The sequence below is a fragment of the Thioalkalivibrio sp. ALE14 genome, assembly GCF_000376845.1.
Taxonomy (GTDB): domain Bacteria; phylum Pseudomonadota; class Gammaproteobacteria; order Ectothiorhodospirales; family Ectothiorhodospiraceae; genus Thioalkalivibrio.
Window position 1 is genome coordinate 1 of record NZ_AQXY01000011.1, and the last position, 21,260, is coordinate 21,260.

General features: G+C 68.2%; 20 protein-coding genes. 8 read left to right on the top strand and 12 right to left on the bottom strand.

Annotated features, from left to right (window positions below; all coding sequences use genetic code 11):
* On the bottom strand, positions 1-227 hold a 227-nt coding region (locus F572_RS0100650), incomplete at its 3' end, for a transposase (RefSeq protein WP_018158312.1).
* Positions 228-475: 248 nt separating this feature from the next.
* Here F572_RS0100650 and F572_RS0100655 point away from each other — a divergent pair.
* A complete protein-coding gene (locus tag F572_RS0100655) occupies positions 476-760 on the top strand; it encodes a hypothetical protein (protein ID WP_017940606.1) in 285 nt (94 codons plus the stop codon).
* A 16-nt stretch (positions 761-776) separates the two neighbouring features.
* On the opposite strand, the gene F572_RS0100660 is transcribed toward F572_RS0100655, so the two are convergent.
* The 6 genes from F572_RS0100660 to F572_RS0100685 form a co-directional block, all read right to left on the bottom strand.
* Positions 777-1,349 carry a TM2 domain-containing protein gene (locus F572_RS0100660; protein WP_017940605.1) on the bottom strand — a complete coding sequence of 191 codons (573 nt, stop codon included), beginning with the start codon at positions 1,347-1,349 and terminating at the stop codon, positions 777-779.
* 171 nt (positions 1,350-1,520) lie between these two features.
* Complete coding sequence (locus F572_RS0100665; RefSeq protein ID WP_017940604.1) at positions 1,521-2,513, bottom strand: NAD(P)H-dependent glycerol-3-phosphate dehydrogenase; 993 nt, start codon at positions 2,511-2,513, stop codon at positions 1,521-1,523.
* 15 nt (positions 2,514-2,528) lie between these two features.
* The gene (secB, locus tag F572_RS0100670; protein WP_017940603.1) at positions 2,529-3,053 is read right to left on the bottom strand and encodes a protein-export chaperone SecB; all 525 of its coding nucleotides are present in this window, start codon (positions 3,051-3,053) and stop codon (positions 2,529-2,531) included.
* 115 nt (positions 3,054-3,168) lie between these two features.
* The gene (grxC, locus tag F572_RS0100675; protein WP_017940602.1) at positions 3,169-3,459 is read right to left on the bottom strand and encodes a glutaredoxin 3; all 291 of its coding nucleotides are present in this window, start codon (positions 3,457-3,459) and stop codon (positions 3,169-3,171) included.
* Positions 3,459-3,887: a rhodanese-like domain-containing protein gene (locus tag F572_RS0100680; RefSeq protein ID WP_017940601.1), complete on the bottom strand. Its 429-nt coding sequence runs from the start codon at positions 3,885-3,887 to the stop codon at positions 3,459-3,461. The genes grxC and F572_RS0100680 overlap by 1 nt, the downstream gene beginning before the upstream one ends.
* A gap of 28 nt (positions 3,888-3,915) precedes the next feature.
* On the bottom strand, positions 3,916-4,251 hold the full coding sequence (locus F572_RS0100685) for a helix-turn-helix transcriptional regulator (RefSeq protein ID WP_017940600.1): 336 nt from the start codon (positions 4,249-4,251) through the stop codon (positions 3,916-3,918).
* Positions 4,252-4,324: 73 nt separating this feature from the next.
* On the opposite strand from F572_RS0100685, the gene F572_RS0100690 reads away from it, so the two are divergent.
* The 3 genes from F572_RS0100690 (at position 4,325) to F572_RS0100700 (ending at position 7,463) form a co-directional block, all read left to right on the top strand.
* Positions 4,325-5,506 (top strand): murein hydrolase activator EnvC, encoded by a 1,182-nt coding sequence (locus F572_RS0100690; RefSeq protein WP_017940599.1) that lies wholly within the window; start codon positions 4,325-4,327, stop codon positions 5,504-5,506.
* Between the two features lie 119 nt (positions 5,507-5,625).
* Positions 5,626-6,900 carry a S41 family peptidase gene (locus F572_RS0100695; RefSeq protein WP_017940598.1) on the top strand — a complete coding sequence of 425 codons (1,275 nt, stop codon included), beginning with the start codon at positions 5,626-5,628 and terminating at the stop codon, positions 6,898-6,900.
* Positions 6,901-6,920: 20 nt separating this feature from the next.
* Complete coding sequence (locus F572_RS0100700) at positions 6,921-7,463, top strand: DJ-1 family glyoxalase III (RefSeq protein ID WP_017940597.1); 543 nt, start codon at positions 6,921-6,923, stop codon at positions 7,461-7,463.
* A gap of 190 nt (positions 7,464-7,653) precedes the next feature.
* Here F572_RS0100700 and recG read toward each other — a convergent pair whose 3' ends face one another.
* Both recG and F572_RS0100710 read right to left on the bottom strand, forming a co-directional pair.
* On the bottom strand, positions 7,654-9,717 hold the full coding sequence (gene recG, locus F572_RS0100705; protein WP_017940596.1) for an ATP-dependent DNA helicase RecG: 2,064 nt from the start codon (positions 9,715-9,717) through the stop codon (positions 7,654-7,656).
* Between the two features lie 22 nt (positions 9,718-9,739).
* Positions 9,740-10,129, bottom strand: a complete 390-nt coding sequence (locus tag F572_RS0100710) for a RidA family protein (protein WP_017940595.1) — start codon at positions 10,127-10,129, stop codon at positions 9,740-9,742.
* Positions 10,130-10,282: 153 nt separating this feature from the next.
* Between F572_RS0100710 and F572_RS0100715 the strand changes: the two genes are divergently transcribed.
* Positions 10,283-10,750: a CopD family protein gene (locus F572_RS0100715; protein ID WP_017940594.1), complete on the top strand. Its 468-nt coding sequence runs from the start codon at positions 10,283-10,285 to the stop codon at positions 10,748-10,750.
* Here the strand turns inward: F572_RS0100715 and F572_RS0100720 are convergent.
* The gene (locus F572_RS0100720) at positions 10,747-11,274 is read right to left on the bottom strand and encodes a DUF3293 domain-containing protein (RefSeq protein WP_017940593.1); all 528 of its coding nucleotides are present in this window, start codon (positions 11,272-11,274) and stop codon (positions 10,747-10,749) included. The genes F572_RS0100715 and F572_RS0100720 overlap by 4 nt on opposite strands.
* A gap of 158 nt (positions 11,275-11,432) precedes the next feature.
* Here F572_RS0100720 and F572_RS0100725 point away from each other — a divergent pair, with 158 nt between their 5' ends.
* A complete protein-coding gene (locus tag F572_RS0100725; protein WP_017940592.1) occupies positions 11,433-13,163 on the top strand; it encodes a diguanylate cyclase domain-containing protein in 1,731 nt (576 codons plus the stop codon).
* Positions 13,164-13,175: 12 nt separating this feature from the next.
* On the opposite strand, the gene F572_RS0100730 is transcribed toward F572_RS0100725, so the two are convergent.
* Both F572_RS0100730 and cls read right to left on the bottom strand, forming a co-directional pair.
* The gene (locus F572_RS0100730; protein ID WP_017940591.1) at positions 13,176-16,064 is read right to left on the bottom strand and encodes an EAL domain-containing protein; all 2,889 of its coding nucleotides are present in this window, start codon (positions 16,062-16,064) and stop codon (positions 13,176-13,178) included.
* A gap of 198 nt (positions 16,065-16,262) precedes the next feature.
* Complete coding sequence (gene cls / locus F572_RS0100735) at positions 16,263-17,684, bottom strand: cardiolipin synthase (protein ID WP_017940590.1); 1,422 nt, start codon at positions 17,682-17,684, stop codon at positions 16,263-16,265.
* Between the two features lie 125 nt (positions 17,685-17,809).
* Between cls and parC the strand changes: the two genes are divergently transcribed.
* Both parC and htpX read left to right on the top strand, forming a co-directional pair.
* Positions 17,810-20,071: a DNA topoisomerase IV subunit A gene (gene parC / locus F572_RS0100740; RefSeq protein ID WP_017940589.1), complete on the top strand. Its 2,262-nt coding sequence runs from the start codon at positions 17,810-17,812 to the stop codon at positions 20,069-20,071.
* Between the two features lie 110 nt (positions 20,072-20,181).
* A complete protein-coding gene (gene htpX / locus F572_RS0100745) occupies positions 20,182-21,069 on the top strand; it encodes a protease HtpX (protein WP_017940588.1) in 888 nt (295 codons plus the stop codon).
* Positions 21,070-21,260 lie beyond the last annotated feature (191 nt).

Genomic DNA, 21,260 nt, shown 5'->3' on the forward strand with positions numbered 1-21,260 from the left:
TCCTCGCGCAGCCGCCGCAACTCCTGTTCCTGACCGTTCGAGGCCGGCTCAGTAACGGCTTCGCCGGCCGCCTTGCGCCGCGCCTCACGCTGCCAGCGGGACAGCATGCTCCGGTTGATCCCGAGCCGCCGGGCCGCCTCCGTGCAGCCATAGCCCTGGCTCTCGACCATCGCAATCGCGTTGGCCTTGAACTCCCGGCTGTATCGCGCTCGTCTCTGCTTGCTCACATTCACCTCCAGTTACCCATCTAGTGTGGCTTAACTGGGGTGTCCGCTGTCATTGGACCACTTCACCCTTGAAGTTGACCTTCTTCGTGCCTTCGTGCCTTCGTGCCTTCGTGCCTTCGTGTGCTTCGTGGTGAACAAAATGGGCGCGCGCAGCAGGAAAGGCCCGCGCATCCTGCGCCCACTTTCGGGGTGGCGGGGCTTGCCGTAGCCTGTGGGCGAGTTGTTATTCGAACCGCGAGAGGAACCCCATGAGCGATACCCTGCAGTTGTCCGGCGAGCTGATCCAGAAGGTTCAGGATGTGCTGACCGAGGTCGACCCGAAGGCGGAACAGCCCATCGTGGCCGTGCAGTACCTGAGTGCGATCACCGGGTTCATGGTCGCGCAGATGCCGGAGTCGGTGGACGAGCGCAAGGACTATCTGAAGCAGCTGTCCCAGTTCACCGAGTCGGTCTTCGTCGACGTGGAGAGCCGCAAGCAGTCTGCCCCGCCGCCGCAGGAGGCCAGTGGCGTGTGGCGCCCCGGCGACAGCTGATCGGGAACGGCGGCGGTCAGTCGTTTCCGCCGCCTTCGGTCTTGTCCTTGCGCATCTGGCGCAGCATGGCCTCCTGCTCGTTGAAGCTGGGCATGCGCCGCTTGCCCCCTGCGTCGCGGTCGTTGGTCCCGGCCAGGCCGGACTGTCCCGGTTTTTCGGCTTCCTTGACCTGCTGGTATTCCTGCAGTTCGCGGCGGGCATCCTCGTCGCTGGTGTAGCGGCCGCGGTAATCCTGCGGCGGCTTCTGTCCCTTGCGCAGGAACACCTGTTTGCGCAGTTCCTTGTTGTAGTCGGTGACGCGCCGGTCGATCCACCAGAGATCCACGAGCGCCCACAGCACGCCGATGCCCAGCGGCATCAGCCACCACAGGGCCGGTGCGAAAAACGCGAGGCCCAGGGTGGCGATCGTGAGTGCGAGGAAGCCGGAGCCACCCAGGGGCTCGCGCAGGTAGAAGCGATGCAGCCCCAGTGGGAACAACACCCAGGCGGCGTAGGCCGCCGGTCGGGTCCGCATCTCTCTGGCGAGCTTGGCATTGACGGACTGCAGGCCGCCGCCCTCCAGATCCAGTTCCTTCCAGGCCTTGCTCATCCCTGCCTCCGTTGCGTTGCGTAGGGGCCCACATTAGCGGCATCCGGCGATGCCGGGCGATTGCGCGGGTGGCGCGCGGGGCTTTTGGGTCACCAAGGAGCCATGCGCGAACCCGCGTCTGCCTCCGCTGACTCCCGGTGCCGGGGTGCGGGCTCAAGCCCCTGAGGGCTGTCAGCCCTCTTCGCGGGTGGGGTCACGCTCGAGCAGGCGGCGCACGGTGTCCTGGACCGGGCGCCCCTGATAGAGCACCGCGTGGACCTCGGCACAGATCGGCATCTCGACCTCCAGTGCCGCGGCCCGTGCGACGGCGACCCGGGCGGTCTCCACGCCTTCCACCGACTGTCCGACCCGTGCACGGGCGGTGTCGAGATCCAGACCCTCGCCCAGCATCCGGCCCAGACGCCGATTGCGTGACTGGTTGTCGGTGCAGGTCAGGATCATGTCGCCCAGCCCGGAGAGGCCGGTGAGGGTCGTGGGTCGGGCCCCGACCGCGGCACCGAAGCGCTGGATCTCGGCCAGCCCGCGGGTCATCAGCGCGGCGCGTGCATTGGCGCCGAACCCGGCGCCATCGGCGATGCCGGTGGCCACCGCCAGCACGTTCTTGAGGGCGCCGCCCAGTTCCACGCCGATTACGTCGGTGTTGCGGTACAGGCGCAGCGAGCGCCCGTGCAGGGCTTCCACCAGCGCGTCCATATGCCCCTCGTCGCTGGAGGCGACCGACAGTGCGGTCGGTTGCTCCTGCGCCACCTCGGCCGCGAACGAGGGACCGGAGATCAGCGCGGGGGGGCGTTCCGGACCCAGCTCCTGTTCCGCGATCTCGTGCAGCCAGTCGCCGGTGGCGGTCTCCAGGCCCTTGGTGGCCCAGGCCACAACCTGCGCGCGTGCCAGCCGTGGGGCCAGCCAGCGCAGGGTCTCGCGGAACGCCCCGGAGGGGACCGCGATCAGGACCAGATCGCGGTCATCGACGATTGCCGGGTCGGCGCTGACGCGCAGGTTGTCCGGGAAGCGGTGGCCGGGCAGGTAGCGGGCGTTCTCGCGCTCGTGTTGCAGGCGCGTGGCGGTATCGTCCCCGCGCACCCACAGGGCGACGTCGCCGTGCAGGCGCGCCGCATGCAGCGCCAGCGCCGTGCCCCAGCAGCCGCCTCCGAGGACCGCGATGCGCATCCCGGGCGCCTTGTGTCAGGCCTGCTGGCTGGGTGCCGCCTGCTCCCCACCGGCCTGCTGCTTCTGTTCCTGCAGGTGCTGGGCGTACAGGGACTCGAAGTTGACCGGCTGCAGCAGCAGCTGCGGGAAGCCGCCCTTCAACACCAGATCGGCCACTGTCTCGCGGGCGAACGGGAACAGTACGTTCGGGCAGTAGGCGCCGAGCAGGTGATTGCGCTGGTCCTCGGGGAAGTTGCGCACGATGAATACGCCGGCCTGCTTGATCTCGACCAGGTAGGCGGTCTTGCCATCGGACTCGGTGGTCACGGTCAGGCCCAGTTCCACCTCGAAGGCCCCGGCGGCCTCGTCGATCGGGCGCGCGTTGGTGTTCAGCTGGATGTTGGTCTCGCCCTTCCACTCGCGCATGAACACCTCGGGGGAGTCCGGCGCCTCGAAGGAGAGATCCTTGATGAAGACCTTCTGGATGGAGAAGTCGGGGCGGTCGTTCTGTTCGCCCTGGGCGGCGCCGTTGCCGCTGTTCGGGGTGTTTTCTTCAGCCATGGTGTCGTCTCGCAGTTATCTTGATCGGAGCATTGTAAGGGGGATGGGTACGTGACGTGACGCGCAGCCGCGATGCGGGCCCGCCGACGGGCGCGGCCCGCGGCGGTGCCGTCGCCTACCCGGGGGTGTGGTCGTCCGCGGGCTCGACGCCGGCTGCGGCGGCCAGGCGCGCCAGTTCGCCGCTGGCATCCAGTGCCTGCAAGTCGTCGAAGCCGCCGATGTGAGTGTTCCCGAGGAAGATCTGCGGGACCGAGGTGCGGCCGTTGGCGCGCTGTTCCATCTCGGCACGCAGGCCGGGTTCGCGGTCCACGGCGTACTCCGCGAACGGGTAGCCACGCTGATTGAGCAGACGCCGGGCGAGCAGGCAGAACGGGCAGCGCCCGCCGGAGTAGACCTCGAACTGCATTACTTCTTCTTGATGGGCATGTTGGCCGATTGCCAGGCCTGGATGCCGCCCTGCAGGTTGACCACGTCCTCGAACCCGGCAGCGGTCAGCTGCTGGGCGGCGCTGGCCGAGCGGTTACCGCTGCGGCAGTACACCACGACCGGTTTGTCCTTGTACTTCTCGATGTCGCCCATGCGCTTTTTCAGGCTGCCCAGCGGGATATGCTTGGCACCCCCGATGCGGCCGGACGCGACTTCGTTGTCCTCGCGCACGTCCAGCACCAGGGCGTCGTCCTGGTTGATCACGCGCACCGCCTCGGCCGGGGAGAGCGAGCGGTACTTGCGGTTCAGACGTCGGAGTTCGACGAACAGGATCATCCCGATCACTGCCAGCAGGGCGCCGGTCAGGATCGGATGATTGGCGAGAAATTCGGGCAGGCGTTCAAGCATTCGGGAGACCGGATCGGAGGGGTGACTGTCAGGAACTGCAGAAGACGTCCTGCATCATACCGATCAGGCGCAGCGTCCGGGAGTCCCCCACCCGGTAGTAGACCCGGTTGGCGTCCTTGCGCGTGGCCAGAATGCCCTTGTCGCGCAGGATGCCCAGGTGCTGGGAGATGTTGCTCTGCGACGTCCCGACCTGATCGACGATTTCCTGTACGCTGATTTCGCGATCGCCGAGAATGCAGAGGATCTTGAGGCGCAGCGGGTGGGACATGGCCTTGAGCGAGCGCGAGGCGCGCTCGATATCCTCGTCCTGGGACATCAGACCGTCGTCGACGGATAGATCGTCTTCAACCGTTTCGTTGCTCACGGCATACCTCTCTTGCGAGCGAGGAGAATCCTCGCAACCGGGTCAGAATATAAGAACCTAAACGTACCCCGATATGCGAATCTGCGCAATCCTGAGTCATCCATGCGGTTTCGGTGCCCGGTTTTGGTGCGGGGCCCTGATCGGTTTTCTGCTCGCGCCGGCGGCTCTGGCGCTGGAACCCGAGGCCGAGCTGCGTGAAACCCGCGAGGCGATCCAAGACCTGGAGCGCAGTCAGGAAGATCGTTCTGCCGCGCTGCAGGAACTGGAAGCCCTGCTGGCGGAGGCCGCTCGCGGGACCGAGGCCTCGCGCCGGGAATTGCGCGAGCTGGCACGGGCACGTTCGCGCCAGGAGTCCGTGGTGGCCGATCAGGAGGCGCGTGTCGCCGAGGCCCGGGATCGCCTGGAGGCGGAGCGCCAGGCCGCGGCCCGGCTGGTGCGGGACCAGTGGCAGCGCGAGCGTCACCCCGGCCGGACCGATGGGCAGTCCCGGGATGATCGTCATCATGCGGCCTTCGCCGCGCGCATCCGCGAGGCACGCGAACAGGCGCTGGTGGTGTTGCGCGAGCGAATCGAGGCGCTGGAGGCGGCGCGCGAGGAACTGGCGCGGGAGCGCGCGGTGCTGGCGGAACAGGAAGCTCAGGCCCGCGCGGCGGTCGCCGATCTGGAGCGCGAGGAGGCGCGCCGGCGTCAGGCGATGGCGGAGCTGGAGGCGGCGATCGAGGACGAGGCCCTGGAGCTGGAACGCCTGCAGCGCAATGCCGCGACCCTGGAGGCGGTGATCGAGGAGGTCGAGGCGCGCAGCGCGGCGCGCGCCGCGGCCCCGCGCGAATCGGCCCCCGCACGGCCGGATGTGGCGTTTGCCGAGTTGGAGGGCGAACTCCCGCGTCCGGCCGAGGGCCGGATCATCCGCAGCTTCAACGAGTCCCGCGGCAGCCGCCTGCGCTCCCGCTGGCGCGGCGCGGTGCTGGAGGTGGACAACGGCGCGGCGGTCCGCGCGGTGCATTATGGGCGTGTGGTCTACGCTGACTGGATGCAGGGCTACGGGTTCCTGGTCATCGTGGATCACGGCGAGCGCTACCTGACGCTCTATTCCAACGTGGAGGAGATCCTGGTGGCGGAAGGCGAGACGGTGGGGGCCGGCGAGCAGCTGGCCGTGGCCGGCGAGGGCAGCGAGGCGATTGCGCCCGGTCTGTACTTCGAGATCCGTCACAACGGCGGACCATTGAACCCCGAGGGCTGGTGGCCCTCTCAGTAAAGAGATGGAGTGAGGGCGCGCGGCGGCAAAAGGCCGATCGAAAGCCCGCATTCAGGCACCCGTCAGGTCGCCGATGCTACCATCCTCACACTAATCACCTCATGTAACGAGGAAAGGTAATGAGCAAGTCTTGTCGCACCGGATACGCCCTGATCGTTGGACTGGTCGTCGGGGTCATGCTGAGTGTCTCGGTGGCCGTGTACGCCGACCGCGACAATGGCGCGCAATCGGCGCTGCCGGTGGAGGATCTGCAGCGCTTTACCGACGTGTACATGCGCATCAAGCGCAATTATGTCACCGAGGTGGAGGACAAGGATCTGCTGGACAACGCGATCCAGGGGATGCTGTCGGGGCTCGATCAGCACTCGGCCTATCTCGACGAGCAGGACTTCGAGGACATGCAGGTCGGGACCTCCGGCGAGTTCGGCGGTCTGGGCATCGAGGTCGGCATGGAAGACGGGTTCGTCAAGGTCATTGCGCCGATCGACGACACGCCGGCCAGCCGCGCGGGCATCGAGGCCGGCGACCTGATCATCCGTCTGGATGGCGAGTCGGTGAAGGGCATGTCGCTGTCCGACGCGGTCGCGAAGATGCGCGGCGAGAAGGGCTCGGACATCACCCTGACGGTCCTGCGCGACGGCGAGGATCGGCCGATGGAGATCACCATCACCCGTGACGTGATCCAGGTGCAGAGCGTGCGCTCCGAGATCCTGGAAGACGGCTTCGGCTACGTCCGCATCAGCAACTTCCAGCAGCGCACCGCGCGCGATCTCGTGCGGGCGATCGAGGACCTGCAGGAGCAGGGCGAGCTGAAGGGGCTGGTGCTGGATCTGCGCAACAATCCCGGCGGTATCCTCAACGGTGCCGTGGGCGTGTCGGATGCCTTCCTCGAGGAGGGCCTGATCGTCTACACCGAGGGCCGGCTGGAGGACTCGCAGTTCCGTTACCAGGCCTCGCCGGGCGACGTGCTCAAAGGCGCGCCCATGGTGGTGCTGGTCAATCGCGGTTCGGCCTCGGCCTCCGAGATCGTGGCCGGCGCGCTGCAGGACCACAAGCGGGCCGTGGTCATGGGTCAGAACACCTTCGGCAAGGGCTCGGTGCAGACCATCCTGCCGCTGACCCAGAATACCGGGATCAAGCTGACCACTGCGCGCTACTTCACACCCGAGGGCCGTGCGATCAACGAGGACGGGATCGAGCCGGACATCCGCCTGCAGCAGCTCGTGGTGCAGCGCTCCGGCGACGAGAACGGCGGGGCCCGCATGGGCCGCGATGGCCTGCCGGAGGCCGTGGAGGCGGATGAAGACAATGGCGAGGCCCTGGCCGAACGTGACTACGGGCTGAGCGAGGCGCTGAATCTCCTGAAGGGCCTGAACTTCTACAACCGCCGCTGAGTGCGACCGACGGAGGCGTAATGCCGAGCGTACTGGTGCCCCTGGCCGCCGGGGCCGAGGAACTGGAGGCGGTCACCATCGTCGACCTGCTGCGGCGGGCGCAATTCGAGGTCACCGTGGCCGGGCTGGAGCCCGGGCCGGTGACCTGCTCGCGGGGAACGGTCATCCAGCCGGACACCACCGTGGACCAGGTGCTGGACGCCTCCTTCGACCTGATCGTCCTGCCGGGCGGGCTGCCGGGGGCCAACCACCTCCGTGACGATGCCCGGGTGCAAGGGATGCTTCGGGCGCAGGCCGAACGCGACGGCTACCTGGGCGCGGTTTGCGCTGGACCCAAGGCGCTGGCCGAGGCCGGACTGCTGGAAGGCCGCACGGTGACCTCCTTCACCGGCGCGCTGGACGAGGCCGGTATCCCTTCCACCGGTGCCCCGGTGGAGGTGGACGGACGCTTGATTACCGGCCGTGGCCCGGGCGCCGCGATGGACTTCGCCCTGACCCTGATCGAACAGCTCGCCGGCCGCGAGGCCCGCGACGCCGTCGAACGCCCGCTCCTGCGCCCCTGAATCCTCCACCCCGCGGAGCGCCAAGGCACAAGAAAGGTCAAGAGCGATTCACAGGAAGGTGGGAAGACAGGAAGAAATTCTTGTTGAGTACTCCGTTGGTAATCGCAGTGCCCTCAACCCCTTCCGATCTTCCCGTCTTCCTGTCGATATTTTTTCCCTTGGTGCCTGCGTGGTGGAAATCACTTTTCGGTTATCCCACGGTGGCGTAGCGGGTGGCGGTGCCCAGCCAGCGTTCGATCAGGGCGCCGGCGCGGGCCGGGTCCTGTTCGACCTGTGCGGCCAGCGTGGTGGCTTCGTCGAGCAGGTCCTGGTCGCGGGACCAGTCGGCGACACGGAAGCTGCGATCGCCCGTCTGGCGGGTACCCAGCAGCTCGCCGGGGCCGCGCAGCTTGAGGTCCACCTCCGCAATCTCGAAGCCGTCGTCGGTACGCCGCATCGCCTCCAGGCGTTCGCGGGCGACCTCGCCCAGCGGCGGGCGGTACAGCAGCACGCAGGCGGAAGCGGTGTTGCCGCGTCCGACCCGGCCGCGCAGCTGGTGTAGCTGCGAAAGCCCCATGCGTTCGGCGTTCTCGATGATCATCAGGCTCGCGTTGGGTACGTCCACGCCGACCTCGATCACCGTGGTTGCCACCAGCAGGTCGATTGCCCCGGCACGAAAGCGCTCCATGACCGCGTCGCGTTCGGTTCCCTTCATGCGGCCGTGGGCCAGGCCGATGGTCAGCTCGGGCAGCGCCTCGCGCAGGCGCTCGGCGGTGGCCTCGGCCGATTCCGCCTCCAGTTGTTCCGATACCTCCACCAGCGGGCAGACCCAGTAGGCCTGCGTACCGGCGCCGCAGGCGGCGCGGATGCGTTCGATCACCTCGTCACGGCGCTCGTGGCTGATCAGCGCGGTGCGCACCGGGGTGCGTCCGGGTGGGCGTTCGTCGATGACCGAACTCGCCAGTTCCGCGTACAGCGCCATGGCCAGGGTGCGCGGGATGGGGGTGGCGGTCATGATCAACTGGTGGGGCATCCGGCCGTTGCCCTTGTCGCGCAGCGCCATGCGCTGGTGCACGCCGAAGCGATGCTGCTCGTCGATGATCGCGAGTCCCAGCTGGTGGAAGCGGACCTCCTCCTGGAACAGGGCGTGGGTGCCGATCGCGACCTGACGCTGGCCGCTGGCCAGCTCCGCGAGCAGCTGGCCGCGTTCGGTCGTGGACTGGCGCCCGCCCAGCCAGGCAATCGCGACCCCCAGGGGTTCCAGCCACTGGGCGAGGTTGCGTCCGTGCTGGCGGGCCAGTAGCTCGGTGGGGGCCATGAACGCCACCTGGTAACCGGCTTCCACCGCGGCCAGCGCGGCCGCGACGGCGACCAGGGTCTTGCCGGAGCCGACATCGCCCTGGACCAGGCGGTTCATGGGCTGGGGCCGGGCGAGGTCGGCAAGGATCTCGGCCGTCACGCGTTCCTGCGCGCCGGTCGGCTGGAACGGGAGCTGGCCGCGCAGCTGTTGCCACAACACCCCCGGGGGCTCGATGACCGGGGCACTGCGCGAGTCCTGTGGTGTGCGGCTTTGCTGCATGCGTGCGAGCTGGTGGGCGCAGAGCTCCTCCAGCGCCAGGCGCGTGCGCGCCGGGCTGCGGTTCTCTGCGGTATCCAGTGCACCCAGGGCATCGGCCTGCGCCGGGGGGTGGTGCAGATGTTCCAGCGCGGCGTGCAGCCCGGGCAGGCCCTGCCGGGACAGCTCGGGCAGCAGATCGGGCAGGGCCTGCATCCCGGGCAGGGCGTGCGCGACCAGCTGGCGCAGCAGCTTCTGCGAGATGCCCTCGGTGGTGGGGTAGATCGGGGTCAGGTGCGATTCCAGTGCGGGCGGGGTATCCCCCACGGTCTGGAGCTCCGGATGCACGCATTCAAGCGCACCCGGCATGCCGCGCGGCTCGCCGAACGCACGGATGCGCGTGCCCGGGCTCAGGCGTCGCTGCTGGTTGGCCCCGAAGTGGAAGAAGCGCAGCAGGATCTGCGCCTGGTCATCGGCGAGGGTGACCACCAGCATGCGCCGGCGGCGGTGGACCACCTCGGCCTGGGTGACGCGGCCCTCGAACAATGCGGCCAGGCCCGGCCGCAGGGCGGCAATCGGTGTCAGCCGGGTGCGGTCCTCGAAGCGCAGGGGCAGGTGGAACAGCAAGTCTCCGGCCTGTTCCAGACCGAGGCGTTCGAGGCGCTCGGCCACGGCCGGACCGACGCCCTTCAGCGTGGTCAGCGGGGCCTGCAGGTCCACCGGTCCGGCCCGTGTTACGCGGTCAGCCGCGCGGGCAGAAGGCGATGGCGTCCATCTCCACCTGGGCGCCCTTGGGCAGGGCCGCCACGCCGATCGCGGCGCGTGCCGGATAGGGCTCGCCGAACACCTCGCTCATGATCTCGTTGACCAGCGGGAAGTGGGTCAGGTCGGTGAGGAAGATGTTCAGCTTGGCGATGTCCGCGGTGCTGGAACCAGCCGCCTCGAGGACCGCCTGGAGGTTGGCGAACACCTGTCGGATCTGCGCCTCGATGCCACCGCCGACCAGTTCCATGGTGGCCGGATCGAGCGGGATCTGGCCGGACAGGTACAGGGTGTCGCCGGTGCGCACGGCCTGCGAATAGGGGCCGATGGCGGTCGGGGCGTTCTCGGTCTGGATGATCTCGCGGGACATGTGGGCTCCTTGTTCGGTCAGGCTGAATGTCGAGGTTGGCGCCATTCTACTGATACCGGGCACCCACGTGGGGCGCCTGGTGGTTCGGCAGACCCGGGCGCGGACGGATACACTCCGTCCCACACGGACACAATGCGACAGAGGAAGCAGGCAATGACGGGATACGCACTGGCAAACGTGCTGCATGTACTGGCGGTGGTCATCTGGGTGGGCGGCATGTTCTTCGCCTACATGTTCCTGCGTCCGGTGGCGGGGCAACAGCTTGAGGGGATGGTCCGGCTGAAGCTCTGGGAGGGCGTGTTCTCGCGTTTCTTCCCCTGGGTCTGGGCCTCGGTCCTGGTGATCCTGGTGACCGGCTTCTACATGATCTTCGGCGTGTTCGGCGGCATGGGGGATGTGCACCCCAGCGTGCATACCATGCTGCTGCTGGGCCTGATCATGATGGCGATCTTCGCCCATGTGTTCTTTGCGCCCTTCCGGCGCATGCGCCAGGCCATCGCCGCGGATGACACCCAGGAGGGCCTGCGCCGGCTGGGGCAGATTCGCATCCTGGTCGGCATCAATACGTTGATCGGCCTGGCGACCATCGTGGTCGCCTCCGGCGGGCGCCTGCCGCTTTAATCCGCGTCCACTGGCGGGGGCATCGGGGGGCCGGCCAGTCCGGCCCTCCAGACCAGTCGCGGCGGTGCGGGCGGCTCCAGCAGCACGGCGGCGTTCTGGCCGAATGCCTCCAGCCAGCGGGCGAGCAGGTCGTCGGGCAGGTCGGCGATGGCCAGGCCTGGTTCGTCCGGCCATTGGCCCTTTGGGTCGCGGTTGCGAGCCGGCCAGGCGCGCAGGCCCTGTTCCGTCACGGCCCGCTCCAGCCGCTGCTGGCGCCGCCGGTTTCCTTCCTCGGTGAGCGGACGGCTGCCCGGATTGCAGGCGGTGAACAGCACCAGCCGCTGCGCGCCCCGTGCGGTCATCCAGGCTACGGTCTGCTCCGCGGGCCGGTCGATGTGCAGGACGTGGAACCCGTCTCCGGTCTCCAGGCAGTAGTCGGCCGCACGATAGGCCGGCTCCAGTTCGGCCGGCGGTGTCGGGTCGGGGTGCGATTTTCCGCACTGTGCCGGCTTCCGAACGTCTTCTCCTCTTGTATTGACCGGCATCTCGCGGCACCCTCCCGCCTGGATCGTGCACATACGATCGATCAAACAGGGGGAACGGGATGCGCGTCAAGGATGCGACAGCGGTTTGCGGGGCGGTGCCGCCAGCTGTCGTGCGTCCAGACACGGCGTGGCCTGTTCCCCCGAGGCATTGAGCGGGCATGCCCTCGCGTCCCCTTGTTCCCGGCCTGACCAGTGCCTTTGTGGTGGTGCTGCTGCTGGTCGCGGCGGTTGCCGTGGCCAGCTGGTTGCGTGTCCAGCAGTTGCAGAATGACGTCCAGGCCCTCACCGAGGAATACGTGCAGAAGGTTGATCGCGTGCACCGCATGCGCAGTCTGGTGCGCGAACGCATGCTGCGCGCCTCGCTGGTGATCAGTGCCGAGGATCCGACCCTGCAGGATCGCTACCAGCGGGAGTTCCGCGAACTGGCCGAGCGCTTTCTCGAGGCGCGCGAGGGCGCCGAGTTGCTGGCACGGACCCCGCGCGACGCCGCATTGCTGGCGGAGCTGCGCGAGCTGACGGCCACCGGTGCCCCGATCCTTTCCGAGCTGGTGGATATTGCCCTCGCGGGCGGGCGAAACGATGCGCTGGCGATCCTGTACGCCGATGCGATGCCGGTGCAGGAGGAGGTCCTCGAACAGATGGAGACCATCCTCCGGGCCTTCGAGCGTGACAACGAGGAGGCCGTCACGGCCATGGCGCGGCGCCACGAACAGGCGCAGCAGGTCACCCTGGTCGCGACCGCCCTGACCGTGCTGATCATGCTGCTGATGTGGGTGCGGGTACGCCGGCGGATCTGGCGCGATCACGAGGCACTGCGCCAGGAACTGGAGGGGCGCCAGCAAGTCGAGGCCCGCCTGCGCGAGACACAGGCCGGGCTGGAGGCGGCGGTGGCGCGCCGGACCGCGGCGCTGCAGGAGACCACCGAGCGCCTGGAGGAGGCCCAGCGCATCGCCGGCGCCGGCTACTGGGACTGGGATATTCGCGGGCAGCGCATGAACTGGTCGTCGCATGTCTTCGCACTGTTCGGGCTCGACCCGCAGACCCAGGCCGCGGGATTCGAGGCCTACATGCGCGCCATTCATCCGGAGGATCGCACCCGGGTGCGCCGCGCGACCAACGAGGCCCTGGACCGCGAGAATTTCTACCGGGTGGATCATCGCGTGGTCCGCGAGGACGGAGGGGTCCGCCATGTCCGGGTGGAGGGCGAGATCGACCGCGATGCCGAGGGGCGGGCGGTGCAGGTGCTGGGCATGGTGCGCGATATCACCCGAGACAAGGCCTCGGAGGAGCGTCTGTGGCACCAGGCCCATCACGACTCGCTCACCGGTCTGCCCAACCGCAGCCTGCTGCAGGAGCATCTGCAGCAGGCCCTGCGCCGGGTTCAGCGTGCCGGGACCGGGCTGGCCCTGGTGGTCTGCGATCTCGACGGCTTCAAGCCGATCAATGATCGCCTGGGACACGGTGCCGGCGACGTGATGCTGGTGACCGTGGCCCGGCGCCTGCGCGAGGGGGTGCGCGATAGCGACGTGGTCGCCCGTGTGGGGGGCGACGAGTTTGTGCTGTTGCTGGAGAACGTTCGCGACCCGGATGCGGTGACCGGCGTCGGTCTCAAGCTGATCGAGCGCTTCGAGGAACCGGTAGAGGTGAACCGCGAGTCGGTTCGCGTGGGGCTCAGCATGGGGGCGGCGCTCTACCCGGGGGACGGCGACGACGCGGAGGCGCTGCTGCAGCGCGCGGACCGCGCCATGTATCTGGCCAAGGAAGAGGGCGGCAGCCGCATTGTGCTGTATCAGGACTGCCCGGAAGCAGCACAGCGCGAAACGGACCTGTCGCTGCGCCGGCGCGGGGCCCTGGGCTGCGGGCTGGAAGATCCGTTCGCGCGCGACTGAATGGGCGCGCCGCTACTGTCGTAGCCGCGCGACGAGCGGGTCATGGGGCAGGGGTTCGCTGAACAGGAAACCCTGGAAGCGCGTGCAGCCGAGCGCCAGGAGTTGTTCCCGCTGTTCCGCGTGTTCCACGCCCTCGGCGATCACATCCAGCTCCATGTTGCGCGCGATGTCCACGATATTCTCGATCAGCGTCCGGTCGCCGCCGGCCGCCAGGCCCTGGACGAAGGACTTGTCGATCTTCAGCTCGTCCACCGGGAGGTCGCGCAGGTAGGCCAGCGAGGAGTAGCCGGTGCCGAAATCGTCCAGCGCGATACGGACCCCCAGCCGGCGCAGGGCGCCCAGCTTGGCCATGGCATCGGGCAGGTCGCGCAGCAACCCGGATTCGGTGACCTCGAGGGTCAGCGCGTGAGCGTCGACCCGGTGGTGGCGCAGGCGGGCCTGGAACTGCTCGACAAAATCGGGGCGCGAGAGCTGCCAGGGTGACAGGTTCAGGGCCAGGCGCGGGGGGCGCAGCCCTTCGGTTTGCCACTGCGAAAGCCGTTCCAAGGCATGCTCCAGGACCCAGTTGCCGATCCCGTGGATCAGGCCGGTTTCCTCCGCTACCGGGATGAAAAGATCCGGCGGGACTGCGCCCAGATCGGGGTGCTGCCAGCGCAGCAGGGCCTCGATACCGATCAGGCGTTCGGCGGCGTCGACCTGGGGCTGGTAGTGCAGATCCAGTTCGCCGCGCTCGGCCGCCTGGCGCAGGCCGTCCTCGATCTGCAGGCGGGCATGGGCCTCGTCCTGCAGGGCGTGGCGGTAGAACTGCACGCCGCCGCGGCCGGCGCGCTTGGCCTGGTACAGGGCGATGTCGGCGTGGCGCAGGGCATCCGCCGAGCTCTCGCCGGCATCCGGATAGCACACGCAGCCAAGGCTGGCCCCGACCCCGAAGGTGCGTTCCCCGATCACGATGGGGCGCTGCAGGGCCTCGAGGATGCGCTCGGCGATGGTCAACAGCTCGGACTCGAGCGTCTCCCGCGCCTGCTCGAGCGGAGGCAGGACCACGGCAAACTCGTCGCCTCCCAGGCGCACGATCAGCGCGTCCTCCGGGGCATGGCTGCGCAGGCGGTCGGCGACTGCCCCCAGTACGGTGTCGCCCACCGCGTGGCCGAGGGCGTCGTTGATCGTTTTGAAATGGTCCAGGTCGATCAGGATCAACCCGCCGTGCAAGTCGCCGGCCACGGCCTCCTCGATGTGGCGGGTCAGGTCGTCGTGCAGGCGGGTGCGGTTGGCCAGCCCGGTCAGGGCGTCGTGGTAGGCCAGGGCGTGGATGTGTTCCTCGGTCTGCAGGCGTTCCAGTTCCGCGCCCGCGCGATCGGCCATGATGCCGAGGATTTCCATCGCCTTGTCGACGTCCTCGACCGGGTGCCGGTTGACCATCGCGATGTGCCCGAGCAGGGTGCCGTGGCTGTCCAGCATCGGGGCCCCCAGGTAGCTCTCGGCCCCCATCTCCACCAGCATCTCGTCGCGCGGGAAGCGCTGCTGAACATCGCAGGGATAGATGCAGGTGCCGATCTCCAGCACGCGCTCGCAGGGGGTCTCGGCCAGGTCATAGCGGAAGTTCTCGACGATGCGCCCCTCGGCGCACAGGGCGACGGTCTCGACCACACCGAGCTGGTCCGGGGCTTCGGTGCCAATCAGGGCAAAGTCGGCATCGAACAGATTGCTCAGCTTGAGCACCAGCTGCTGGAAGAATTCCTCGCGGGAGCGCGCCTGCAGGCCCTCGGCGATCAGGCGCAGGGCATCCTCGCTGCGGTGCGCGGCGGTGATGTCCTCCTGCATCACGATCACGTCCTGGACCTCGCCGTGCGCATCCTGCAGCGGGTAGATGCAGCCCCGCAGCCAGCGTTCGCCGGCAGGGACAGGGTGGTTCTCTTCGTTCGAGGTGCCAGCCGGGGTATCGGAGGGGCCTGGCGGCGTGTAGGGCAAGGGACCGATCTCGCGGTAGTGGCCCTGCAGGGCCTCTCGGAGCGGCTCGCGGATTTTCTGATCGATGATGTCCGGCTGCTCCAGTACGTTCCCGCCCGGTCGGGCGGCGTGCGCGCCGTGCATCCGCGCCCAGGCGGGATTGCTCTGGCGGATCTCGCCCTCCGGCGTGAGTACCTGGATGCCGATGGGCGATTGTTCCACCAGTGCGCGAAAACGGCCCTCCGAGTCGCGCAGCCGTTCGCCCGTTTCGCGGTTGAGGACCAGGCTCATCATGACCACCATGACCACGTAGCCAAACGGCGCGAGTTGCGGCATTTCCAGCACGCCGGCACGGGCCAGTACGCCCTGTACGGTGAACAGCACGAAGATTCCGATCCCGCCCAGCAGGAGCAGGGTGGTGGCCTGGCGGTGGCGGCGGTAATGCCGGATCAGCGTGGCCAGGGCGAAGCCGAATACCAGAAAGACCGCGGCCACGCCGAAGCCGAACCACGGGCTGATGGTGCCCATGGCCAGCGCCACGGTCTCGCCCCAGGGCAGTTCGAGGGTGCGCAGTTCCTCGATGCTGCGGTACTGCATGCTGTACGGCTGCAGGGTGTTGACGACCCAGGTGATCGCCAGCAGCACCAGCAGGCCGATGATCAGCCCGCGAGCAGGCGTCCGGGTGTGCGCCGCCACGAAGGCGGCGAACAGCACGTAGAACGGGGCCAGCAGATAGATGTTGAGGGTGAGGGCGCGGGTGTAGGCCTGGATGCTGCCGGCCTGGTAGGTCTGGGCCGAGCTGATAGCGACCACCACCATCAGAGCGCACATTGTGGCGAACAGTCGGTGTTCGGTGCGCCGCGCACTCTGCCGGCTGTGCAGCAGGTGGCTCAGCGCGGCGTAGGTGGCCAGGCCGGCGGCCAGATAAAGCGAGGGGACCAGGATCCCGTTCATCGATACCCCGCTGCGGCTTCCGCGCGTCGTAACATCCCTTTACTCCCCTGCGGCGAAGCGAACCGGGCCCGTCGGAGGTTCGCAAGACATGTCGCTACAGTACAAAAGACCGCCTGCAGCCGCCCCGGTTCAAGCGCCCGCCGGGCCGGGGCCGGCTAACGTTGTGCCTACGCCGGCGGGCGGCACGGTCGATCCGGTCTACAGGTAGGGCGTGAGGAGGCGGGCGGCGCCATCGCGCAACTGCGCCGGAAGCGGACGGGCGCGGACCTCGTCGAGCGTCAGGGGATGCGACTGCTCGCGTAGCTCGTCGGTCCAGGCGGCCAGTTCGCGGCCCAGCCCGGCATCCAGGCATTCCAGGTTGAACTCGAAGTTCAGGCGCAGGCTGCGCGGGTCCCAGTTGGCGGACCCGACCAGGGCCCACTCGCCGTCCACCAGCATCAGCTTGGCGTGGTTGAAGGGCGGCGGGGTGAGCCACAGGCGGCAGCCGCGTTCCAGCAGTTCGCCCTGCTGGGGACGGCTCGCCCATTCCACGAGGCGCAGGTTGCTGCGGGCCGGGATCAGGATGTCGACCCGCACGCCGCGCAGGGCCGCGGCCTTCAGTGCCCCGGTCAGGGCCACGTCCGGCAGGAAGTAGGGGGTCACGATGGTGACCTGCTCGCGCGCCTCGGCCAGGGCTGACTGCAGGGTGAAGTTCAGGACCTCGAAGTCTTCGTCCGGCCCGTCCGGCAGGCCCCGGCAGGCGCGGGCGCCGGCCGGCTCGATGGTCTCCGGGAACCAGCGCGGGCCGTCCAGGCGTTCGCCGGTGGCGAACTGCCAGTCCTCGGCGAAGACCCGCTGCAATTGGGAGCTGGCCGGGCCGCGCAGCTCGAAGTGGAGATCGTGGATGGGGCAGGGGCCCGGGTCGCTGTGGCTGTGGCCACGGCGGATGTTCATGCCGCCGGTGAAGGCGCGGGCACCGTCGATCACCAGCATCTTGCGGTGGTTGCGCAGATTGAACGCGGCCAGGCTGCGTGGCAGGTGGACCGGCATGAACGCGGCGGCCGGGATCCCCGCCCGGCGCAGCTGGCGCAGGGTGTTGCGGCGGCTGTAACGCGCCCCGATGGCGTCGATCAGGATGCGCACCTGCACACCGCGGTCCTGGGCACGTTGCAGATGGGCGACGAAGCGTTCACCTACCCGGTCGTAATCGAAGATGTAGGTCGCCAGGGTGATGCTGTGGCCCGCCGCGTCGATCGCGTCCAGCATGCGCGTATAGGCACGGTCGCCCTCGAACAGCGGTTCGACGGCGTTGCCGCCCGTCAGGCGGAACGGGCTCAGGCGATCACCGGAATGCAGCAGGCGCTCCCAGCGTTCCGGAGGCTCGGTCACGGTGGCACCACCGGCGCTGGGGTCTGCGATCAGGTAGCCCTCGCGCAGCGCGTGGGCCCGCCGGCGGATACGGTTGACCCCGAACAGCCAGTACAGCAGCGAGCCGCCCAGTGGCAGCAACACGATCAGCCCGACCCAGGCGATGATGGTGCCGGTATCGCGGCGCTGCAGCAGTGCATGCACCACACTGACCGCCGCCAGGGCGAAGACGGCAATGGCGACGATACTGGCGATCCAGCCTGTATCCAGCACGAACGGACTCCTCGGTCGTGGCGTTCGGGTGTCTGGCACCGTGGAACCACCGGCGCGTGCCCGCTACAGTACGCGGGCCCGGCCTGGTGTAAAACCCCGGCCCATCCACGTCCACGAGACCGCCGATGACCGATATCGAGACCCCCAGCCTGTTTGCCAACAGTGGCGAGCAGCTGCCACTGAAGGATTTCACCGAGAAGGCGTACCTGGACTACTCCATGTACGTGATCCTGGACCGCGCCCTGCCACATATCGGCGACGGCCTGAAGCCCGTGCAGCGCCGGATCATCTACGCGATGAGCGAACTGGGGCTCTCGGCCACCGCCAAGTACAAGAAGTCCGCGCGTACCGTGGGTGACGTGCTCGGCAAGTTCCATCCGCACGGGGACTCGGCCTGCTACGAGGCGATGGTGCTGATGGCGCAGCCGTTCTCCTATCGTTATCCGTTCGTCGACGGGCAGGGCAACTGGGGCTCGCCGGACGATCCCAAGTCCTTCGCGGCGATGCGCTATACCGAGTCACGACTGTCGCGCTACGCCCAGCTGCTGCTCTCCGAGCTGGGGCAGGGCACGGTGGACTGGGTGCCCAATTTCGAGGGGGCGCTGGAGGAGCCGAAGATGCTCCCGGCGCGCCTGCCCAATGTGCTGCTGAACGGCGGTTCCGGGATCGCCGTGGGCATGGCCACCGATATCCCGCCGCACAACCTGCGCGAGGTGGCCGCCGCCTGTGTGCACCTGCTGGAGCATCCGAAGGCGACGGTGGCCGAGCTGTGCGAACACCTGCCGGCACCGGATTTTCCCACCGAGGCCGAGATCATCAGCCCGCCGGCGGAGCTGCGGAAGGTCTACGAGACCGGGCAGGGATCGATCCGCGCGCGGGCGCGCTATGAACGCGAAGGCGACGACATCGTGGTCACCGCGCTGCCGCACCAGGTCTCCGGGGCGAAGCTGCTGGAGCAGATCGCCAGCCAGATCCGGGCGAAGAAGCTGCCGATGGTCGAAGATCTGCGCGACGAGTCCGACCACGAGCACCCGACGCGCCTGGTGATCACCCCGCGCTCGAACCGCGTGGATGTCGAGGCGCTGATGGCGCACCTGTTCGCGACCACGGACCTCGAGAAGACCTACCGCGTGAACATGAACGTGATCGGTCTCGACGGACGCCCGCAGGTACGCGACCTGGCCGGGCTGCTGGGCGAGTGGCTGGAGTTTCGCATCGAGACCGTGCGCCGGCGCCTGCAGTGGCGCCTGGAGAAGGTGCAGGCGCGGCTGCATGTGCTGGAAGGCCTGCTGATCGCCTATCTCAACATCGACGAGGTGATCGCGATCATCCGCGAGTACGACCAGCCCAAGCCTGAGCTTATGAGCCGCTTCGGGCTCTCCGACATCCAGGCCGAGGCGATCCTGGAGCTGAAGCTGCGTCACCTGGCCAAGCTCGAGGAAATGAAGATCCGCGGCGAGCAGGACGAGCTCGCGAAGGAGCGCGACCAGCTGGAGAAAACGCTCGGTTCCGAACGTCGCCTGCGCACCCAGGTGCGCCGCGAGATCGAGAATGACGCCGAGGAATACGGCGACGAGCGCCGTTCGCCGCTGGTCCAGCGCGCCGCCGCGCAGGCGCTGGACGAGTCGGCGCTGGTGCCCACCGAGCCGTTGACCATTGTGCTGTCGGAGAAGGGCTGGGCACGCGCGGCCAAGGGCCACGACTTGGATGCCCAGGGGCTCAGCTACAAGGCCGGGGATGCCTTCCAGGCCGCGGTCACCGGGCGCAGCAACCAGCCGGTCGCATTCATCGACTCCACCGGCCGCACCTATACCATCCCCGCCCATACCCTGCCGTCCGCGCGCGGGCAGGGCGAGCCGCTGTCCGGTCGCGTGAACCCGCCGGAGGGTGCGCGCTTTGTCGGCATGGCCACCGGGGCGGAGGAAGACCGCTGGCTGCTGGGCTCGGATCACGGCTACGGCTTCGTCGCGAAGCTGGGCGACCTGCTGGGCCGGCAGAAGGCCGGCAAGAACGTGCTCACCGTTCCCGCCGGCGCGGCGGTGCTGCAGCCGGCGCCGGTGCGCAACCCGCACGAGGACCACATCGCGGTCGTCACCACGCGTGGCTATCTGCTGCTGTTCCCGGCCACCGAGCTGCCGGAGCTGGCGCGCGGCAAGGGCAACAAGCTGATCGGCATCCCGTCCGCGGCCCTCAAGGACGGTTCCGAACGGGTGCTCGGCGTGGCCGTGCTGGGGCCGCAGGACACCCTGGTCGTGCACGCCGGCAAGCGCTTCAAGGCACTGGTCCCGGCGGAATGGGCAGAATATGTCGGCGAGCGCGCGCGGCGTGGACGTCAACTCCCGCGCGGGTATCAGAACGCGGATCGTCTGGAGGTTCGGCCGGCTTGAACCCCTGCGCCCCGCGGTGGTCTGTGATCGGGGCCGGCTTGAATTCCGTCGCCGCGCCCCGATGATCGCAATATCCCTTGGAATGAATTGATGGAGTACAGGAAAGCTTCATGAAACGTGTCCTGCTGTTTCTGGCGACCAACTTCGCCATCCTGATCGTGCTCAGCATCACCCTGCGTATCCTGGGTGTGGAGAGCATCCTCGATGAACAGGGGGTCGATCTCGACCTGACCGCGTTGCTGATCTTCGCCGCCGTGTTCGGTTTCGGTGGGTCCTTTATCTCGCTGGCCATCTCCAAGTGGATGGCGAAGAAGACGATGAAGGTCCACGTGATCGACAAGCCGCGCAACGCCACCGAACAGTGGCTGCTGGAGACGGTGCAGCGCCAGGCCAAGCAGGCCGGGATCGGCATGCCCGAGGTCGGCATCTACGACTCGCCCGACCCCAACGCCTTCGCCACCGGCATGAGCAAGAACAACGCGCTGGTCGCCGTCAGCACCGGGCTGATGCAGAACATGGGGCAGGGCGAGGTCGAGGCCGTGCTGGGGCACGAGGTCGGCCACGTCGCCAACGGCGACATGGTGACCCTGGCGCTGATCCAGGGCGTGGTGAACACCTTCGTGATCTTCCTGTCGCGCGTCATAGGCCACTTCGTCGACCGGGTGATTTTCAAGAACGAGTCCGGTCACGGACCGGCGTTCTGGATTACCGCCATCGTGACCGAGATCATCCTCGCGATCCTGGCCTCCATCATCGTGTTCTGGTTCTCGCGGCAGCGCGAGTTCCGCGCCGATGAGGCGGGGGCTCGCTTCGCCGGGCGCGACAAGATGATCGGTGCGCTGGAATCGCTGGCGCGGGCCTCCGGTCGCCCGGTGGACATGCCCGACCAGATGGCGGCCTTCGGGATCCGCGGCGGCATGGCCCAGGGCCTGAAGAAGCTGTTCATGAGCCATCCGCCGATCGAGCAGCGCATTGCCGCGCTGCGCGCCAACAGCTGAGCAACCGCGTTCGGGTGCAATACGGGGCCGTCCTTCGGGGCGGCCTTTTTCGTGGGCGGCCCCGGCAGTCAGACAGGCCCCAGCCGGTCCGAATCCGGAGGGCGGCCATGGATCCGGGTGCCGTGTGGCGCGGGAGGCTGCGTTTCGCGGTGCTCGATCACACCCTGCAAGACTTCGAAGCGCCCCGCCCC